Source organism: Kitasatospora sp. NPDC057542 (assembly GCF_042801945.1).
GTDB lineage: Bacteria > Actinomycetota > Actinomycetes > Streptomycetales > Streptomycetaceae > Kitasatospora.
The window spans coordinates 1-5,680 of record NZ_JBHVFE010000534.1 but is presented as its reverse complement, the minus strand read 5'-3'; the positions used below and the strand labels follow the sequence as shown (position 1 = coordinate 5,680).

Here is a 5,680-nt window from a genome sequence, read left to right as displayed (position 1 = left end):
GGTCGGGCGCGTCGGGCGGTCGGGCGGTCGGGCGGCATCGGGCGCGGCTCGGCGGCCCGGGTCAGCCCGCGGCCGGAGCCCGCGGCCCGAGGCGGACGGGCAGCGCGGCGAGGTGCCAGGCGGCCGGGTTCGGGCCGCGCTCGACGGCCTCCGGGCCGACCGCGAGGGCCAGCTGCGGGTACGTCCGCAGCAGCGTGCCGAAGGCGACCACCGCCTCCTGGTGCGCCAGCGCCGCGCCCAGGCAGCGGTGGGTGCCGTAGCCGAAGCCCAGGTGCGCCTCGTGGTGCCCGGCGCCGTCGGGCGCGGCGGCCCGGCAGACGTCCAGGCGCTCCGGATCTGCGTAGGCCCGCGGGTCGTGGTTGGCCCCGGCGAGGATCGGCATCACCGCCTCGCCCTTGCGGATCGGGGTGCCGGCCAGGGTGAGGTCCTCCGTCGCGTAGCGCGGCACCCCGCCGATGGTCGGACCGCACCAGCGCATCAGCTCGTCGACGGCTGCGGGCAGCAGGCCCGGATCCGCCCGGACCAGCGCCAGCTGTTCGGGGTGGGCGAGCAGCGCGGCCGTGCCGTTGCCGATCAGGGTGGCGGTGGTCTCGTGGCCGGCCACGATCAGGTTGAGGATCAGCGAGACGGACTCCACCGGGGCCAGGGTGTCGCCCTCCGCGGCGGCCAGCCGGGAGAGCAGGCCCTCGGCCGGTTCGGCCCTGCGGCGCTCGACCAGCTCCCGGGCGGCGGCCACCATGGCGCGCAGCGCCTCGTCCAGGCCGGGCCCGGCGCCCCGGCCGAGGTAGGAGCTCCACTGGCGCCACTGCGGGCGGTCGGACTCGGGGATGCCGAGCAGTTCGCAGATCACCGTGACGGGCAGCGGGTAGGCGAAGTTCGCGACCAGGTCGACCACGCCGTCCGGGCCGGCGTGCTCGGGCAGCGCCCGGGCGTACTCCTCGGCGAGCCGTTCGATCCGGGGCCGCAGCCGCTCCACCGCGCCGGCCGTGAAGGCGGGGTGCACCAGAGCGCGCATCCGGCGGTGCCGGGCGCCGTCCGCGCCGAAGATCCCGGCGCGCAGGTACTTCGCACACTCGGGCGGCATGCCGCGGGCGCGCCAGACCTGCTCGGTGCGGTGCGCGGGGAGCGCTGCAGCGGCCTCGTCCGCCGTGCCGGTCGCGTCGGCGAGGGAGGCGGGGACGGCGAGGCCGCCCGGGGCGGCGGGGCTCTCGGCGGTGTCGAGGCCGTCGGCGGTGACGGGGCCGTTCACGGCGTTCACGTCGTTGACGAAACGCGGGTCGGACAGCACCGTACGCACGTCCTGGTAGCGGACGGCGATCCAGAACGGCTCCACGCCGGGGATGGTGGCGCGGGCGAGCGGGGCGCGCTCGCGCAGCTCGGCGAAGGCGGTGAAGGGGTCGCGGATCAGGTGGTCGGCACGCAGGTCGACGGTCTCGACCGGTTCGGCGGTGGTCACGGCTGCCTCCTCAGGAGTCGCGAGGTCCGACTGATCACGGATCGTGACGGAGACGGGTGGCGCGAGCCCCGGTTTCCGGGCCGGATTCACTCGATCGAGCACAGAGGATCGTTTCCCCCGGTCGGCGGATGATCGTTTCCTCCGGTTCCTCGGAAGCCGGACCTCCGGGACCAGGACCGGCCCGCCCGAAGCCCGGGTCCGGGTGCGTGGCATGCTCGGGGCCATGACCACCGCGCCCCTGCCGCCCGTCGCCGCCGTCCGCAACCCGATCGGCGCCCACGTCCCGGTGGCCGGCCGCGGGCTGGCCGGCACCGGCCTGGCGTACGCGGGCCGGGTCGGCGCGGAGACGGTGCAGGTGTTCGTGGCCAACCCGCGCGGCTGGGCCACTCCCCCGGGCAACCCCGCCCAGGACGAGGAGTTCCGCGCCGCCTGCGCCGACCAGGGCATCCCGGCCTGGGTGCACGCCCCATACCTGATCAACTTCGGCTCGGACAACCCGGCCACCCGCGAGCGCTCGGCCGACTCGCTGCGGCACTCGCTGCGCCGCGGCCACGCCATCGGCGCGCTCGGCGTCGTCCTGCACACCGGCTCGGCGGTCGGCGCCGCGCCCGGCGGCGGCTCGCGCCGGGCCGAGGCGATGGCGCAGGTCCGGGCGGACGTCCGGCCGCTGCTGGAGGAGCTGGACGGGCTGGGTGACGACGCGCCGTGGCTGCTGCTGGAACCGACGGCGGGCCAGGGCAGCTCGCTCTGCTCGCGGCTGGAGGAGCTGGCCGAGTACGTCGAGGCGCTGGACCATCACCCGAAGGTGGGAGTTTGTCTGGACACCTGCCACGCCTTCGCAGCCGGGCACGACCTGGCGGAGCCGGGCGGGGTGACGGCCGCGTTGGACGCCCTGGCCGCCGCGGCCGGCCCGGGCCGGCTGCGGCTGATCCACGCCAACGACTCCGAGGACGTCGTCGGAGCCCGCAAGGACCGGCACGCCAACATCGGCGCCGGGATGATCGGCGCCGAGCCGTTCCGCGAGCTGTTCGAGCACCCGGAGACGGTCGGGGTGCCCCTGGTGGTGGAGACCCCGGACCGCAAGCACGGCGGGGACGGCACCGGGCACGCGATGGACATCGCGGTGCTGAAGGAACTGCGGGACCGGGCGACGGTCCGGGCCCGGGGAGGCGGGCGGCGCCCGGAGGCGGCGCGGGAGCCGTCCGGCGCGGGACAGCCGTGAGCCCGGGGCCGACGGACGGCCTCCGGGCTCGGGGCGCCGAGGGGATCAGCAGCCGCAGTCGCTCTCGCCGTGCTCGGCGAAGTTGAGCCAGGTGGCGTGCGGGCCGAACAGGCCGACGCCCGCGGAACCGGACTCCAGCTTCAGCTCCTCCGACTGCGTCGGAGCGAAGCCCCCCGCCATGGCCGAGGTCGGGACCGCCACCACGGCACCGGCCACGGCGACGATCACGGCGAGCTTGCGGATCTTCCCACGAAGCGACATCTGATGTCCTTTTGGTTCGTCTCTGGTCCTCAACCCGCACCTCGACCGGCCGGTTCGGCCGCCCGACGGGCCGGGCGGCGCCCCACCGGGGAGGCGCCGCGCCCACGTTTGCACACGAACGCGCCCCTTCGGGCGCGCGCCGCAACCGGGCTGAGGCGTTCGGGTGAAGCAACTCCCCCGGCCGGACGAACCTGGGCGCACATCCGTGAATCCGGTCGAACAGCCGGGCGGGGGGCGCCGGACGAGTGCCCGTCCGAGCGCCCCGTGACCGCAAGACTTCCGGTGATGAACCGGGCGAACTGAACAAATCCCGTCGATTTGGCGCAGGGTACCGCCCGGTCCGAGCATGAACGGTGGCTCCAGCGTGCCCCACCGAACGCGCGCAGGAGCAGGAGCAGCACCACGAAAGGCGCACCACCCTCATGCAGACCAGTCCCGCCGCACCCCGGCAGGCGGCCCGACCGAGCGGCCCGGAGACCCCGGCGCCGGTCGGCTCCCCGCCCGCCGGCTCCGCACCGGTCGGCCTCACGCCGCAGAAGACCGGCCGCCGCTTCGGGCTGGTGACCGCCACCGCCCTGGTGATGGGCAACATCATCGGCGGCGGCATCTTCATGATCCCGGCCGCCGTGGCCCCGTTCGGGACGGTCAGCCTGGTCGCCTTCGCGGTGCTCACCGTGGGCGCGATCGCGCTGGCGCTGGTCTTCGGGCAGCTGGCCCGCCGCAGCCCGCGCACCGGCGGGCCGTACGTCTACGCCCGCGAGGCCTTCGGGGACTTCGCCGGATTCCTGTCGGCCTGGTCGTACTGGATCACCACCTGGGTCAGCAACGCCGCCCTCGCCGTGGCCGCCGTCGGGTACCTGGACGTGCTGCTGCCGCTCCACCACTCCATCCCGCTGGAGATCACCGCCGCACTGGCCTTCCAGTGGCTGCCCGCGCTGGCCAACCTGGCCGGCACCCGCTACATCGGGGCGGTCCAACTCGTCTCCACCGTACTGAAGTTCATCCCGCTGCTGCTGGTCTCGGTGGGCGGCCTGTTCTTCTTCGACCCGAAGAACCTCGGGCCCTTCGACGCCAACGGCCAGGGCTGGGCGGGCGGCATGAGCGCCGCCGCGGCGATCCTGCTGTTCAGCTACCTGGGCGTGGAGTCGGCCGCGATGAGCGCCGGCAAGGTCCGCGACCCGGAGCGCAACGTCGGCCGGGCCAGCGTGCTCGGCACCACCGGTGCGGCGGTGGTCTACCTGCTCGGCACGATCGCGGTGTTCGGCACCGTGGCGCACCAGCAGCTCGTCCACTCCACCGCGCCGTTCTCGGACGCCGTGGACGCCATGTTCGGCGGCACCTGGGGCGGCACGGTGATCGCCGTCGCCGCGCTGGTCTCGATGACCGGCGCCCTCAACGGCTGGACCCTGCTCTCCGCCCAGGCCCCGTACGCGGCCGCCAGGGACGGCCTGTTCCCGGCGGCCTTCGGCAAGGAGCGGCGCGGGGTGCCGATCTTCGGCGTGCTGGTCAGCGTGGCGCTGGCCTCGGCGCTGACCGTGCTCAACTTCGCCAGCGGGGCGAAGGGCGCCTTCGACATGCTGGTGCTGGTCACCACCTTCACCGCCACCGTGCCGTACCTGCTCTCCACCGCCGCCCAGCTGTACTGGCTGGTGCGCGGGGCCGGCGAGAAGGTCGACCGCGGGCGGCTGGTGCGCGACGCCGTCCTCGGCCTGGGCGCCTTCGGCTTCTCGCTCTGGCTGCTCGCCGGGGCCGGCTACGCCGCCGTCTACCAGGGGGTCCTGTTCCTGTTCGCGGGCATCCTGGTCTACGTCTGGATGGCGGGCCGCCGCCGCGACTGAATCCCCGGCGGCAGCCGGACGTCCGGGGGCCGTCTTGTGAATCCCCGCAAATCGCCGTGAATCTCGCGAACCACCGTGACGTGCGCCGGACTTGTCCGGTGCACGTCCGATGTGCACGAGGATTTCACTTCCCGGATCTACCCGCGTAGGTGACCGGGTCGCCACACTGGCGCACGCAATTCAGCAGTTCATCCGATCTGATGATGGAGCGTCCGCCATGGCCCCCTCCGCACCCGCGCGCCGATTCCTGTCCTGCATACCGGCCGCCGCCGCCCTCGCCGCCGTGACCCTGGTCACGGCCGGCACCCCTGCCCAGGCCGCCCTGCCGACCCCGATCTCCGCAGCCACCGCCCGCAGCTACCTCGCCGCGATGCCCGCCACCGCGGAGACCCACGGCGACACCTACGACCGCACGCTGTTCCCGACCTGGATCACCATCAGCGGCACCTGCGACACCCGCGAGTGGATCGTCAAGCGGGACGGCAGCAACGTCGCCACCGACACCTCCTGCAAGGCCACCAGCGGCAACTGGTCCTCGCCCTACGACGGCGCGACCACCACCAACGCCTCCTCCTTCGACGTCGACCACCTGGTGCCGCTCTCCGAGGCCTGGGCCTCCGGCGCCTGGGCCTGGACCACCTCCCAGCGCCAGGCCTTCGCCAACGACGTCACCCGCCCCCAGCTGCTGCTGGTCTCCGCGAGCAGCAACCGCTCCAAGGGCGACCGCGACCCGGCCGAGTGGCTCCCCCAGGCCTCCTACCGCTGCACCTACGCCCGCGCCTGGGTGCAGGTGAAGCAGTACTACGGCCTGAGCGTGGACAGCACCGAGAAGAGCGCACTCACCGGCATCCTCGACAACTGCTGAACCCGGCAGCCCCTGCGGCCCGGCGCTCACCCCGCGCC

At 74.3% G+C, this 5,680-nt stretch carries 5 protein-coding genes; 3 read left to right on the top strand and 2 right to left on the bottom strand.

The features are described 5' to 3' along the window. Positions 1-61: 61 nt before the first annotated feature. Entirely contained in the window at positions 62-1,456 is a 1,395-nt protein-coding gene (locus ACFU7Y_RS38770) for a cytochrome P450 (protein WP_380771178.1), read from the bottom strand. Positions 1,457-1,679: 223 nt separating this feature from the next. On the opposite strand from ACFU7Y_RS38770, the gene ACFU7Y_RS38765 reads away from it, so the two are divergent. Beyond that, positions 1,680-2,678 carry a deoxyribonuclease IV gene (locus tag ACFU7Y_RS38765; RefSeq protein WP_380771177.1) on the top strand — a complete coding sequence of 333 codons (999 nt, stop codon included), beginning with the start codon at positions 1,680-1,682 and terminating at the stop codon, positions 2,676-2,678. Positions 2,679-2,723: 45 nt separating this feature from the next. On the opposite strand, the gene ACFU7Y_RS38760 is transcribed toward ACFU7Y_RS38765, so the two are convergent. Next, the gene (locus tag ACFU7Y_RS38760) at positions 2,724-2,939 is read right to left on the bottom strand and encodes a hypothetical protein (RefSeq protein WP_224283929.1); all 216 of its coding nucleotides are present in this window, start codon (positions 2,937-2,939) and stop codon (positions 2,724-2,726) included. A 422-nt stretch (positions 2,940-3,361) separates the two neighbouring features. Between ACFU7Y_RS38760 and ACFU7Y_RS38755 the strand changes: the two genes are divergently transcribed. Beyond that, the gene (locus tag ACFU7Y_RS38755) at positions 3,362-4,777 is read left to right on the top strand and encodes an amino acid permease (RefSeq protein WP_380771176.1); all 1,416 of its coding nucleotides are present in this window, start codon (positions 3,362-3,364) and stop codon (positions 4,775-4,777) included. Positions 4,778-4,994: 217 nt separating this feature from the next. Beyond that, the gene (locus tag ACFU7Y_RS38750; protein WP_224283927.1) at positions 4,995-5,642 is read left to right on the top strand and encodes an HNH endonuclease family protein; all 648 of its coding nucleotides are present in this window, start codon (positions 4,995-4,997) and stop codon (positions 5,640-5,642) included. Positions 5,643-5,680: the final 38 nt, after the last annotated feature.

Bases quoted from the DNA above. Each gene is read 5' to 3' on its own strand.
- ACFU7Y_RS38765 (WP_380771177.1), top strand. From the start codon at position 1,680: ATGACCACCGCGCCCCTGCCGCCCGTCGCCGCCGTCCGCAACCCGATC.
- ACFU7Y_RS38760 (WP_224283929.1), bottom strand. From the start codon at position 2,939: ATGTCGCTTCGTGGGAAGATCCGCAAGCTCGCCGTGATCGTCGCCGTG.
- ACFU7Y_RS38755 (WP_380771176.1), top strand. From the start codon at position 3,362: ATGCAGACCAGTCCCGCCGCACCCCGGCAGGCGGCCCGACCGAGCGGC.
- ACFU7Y_RS38750 (WP_224283927.1), top strand. From the start codon at position 4,995: ATGGCCCCCTCCGCACCCGCGCGCCGATTCCTGTCCTGCATACCGGCC.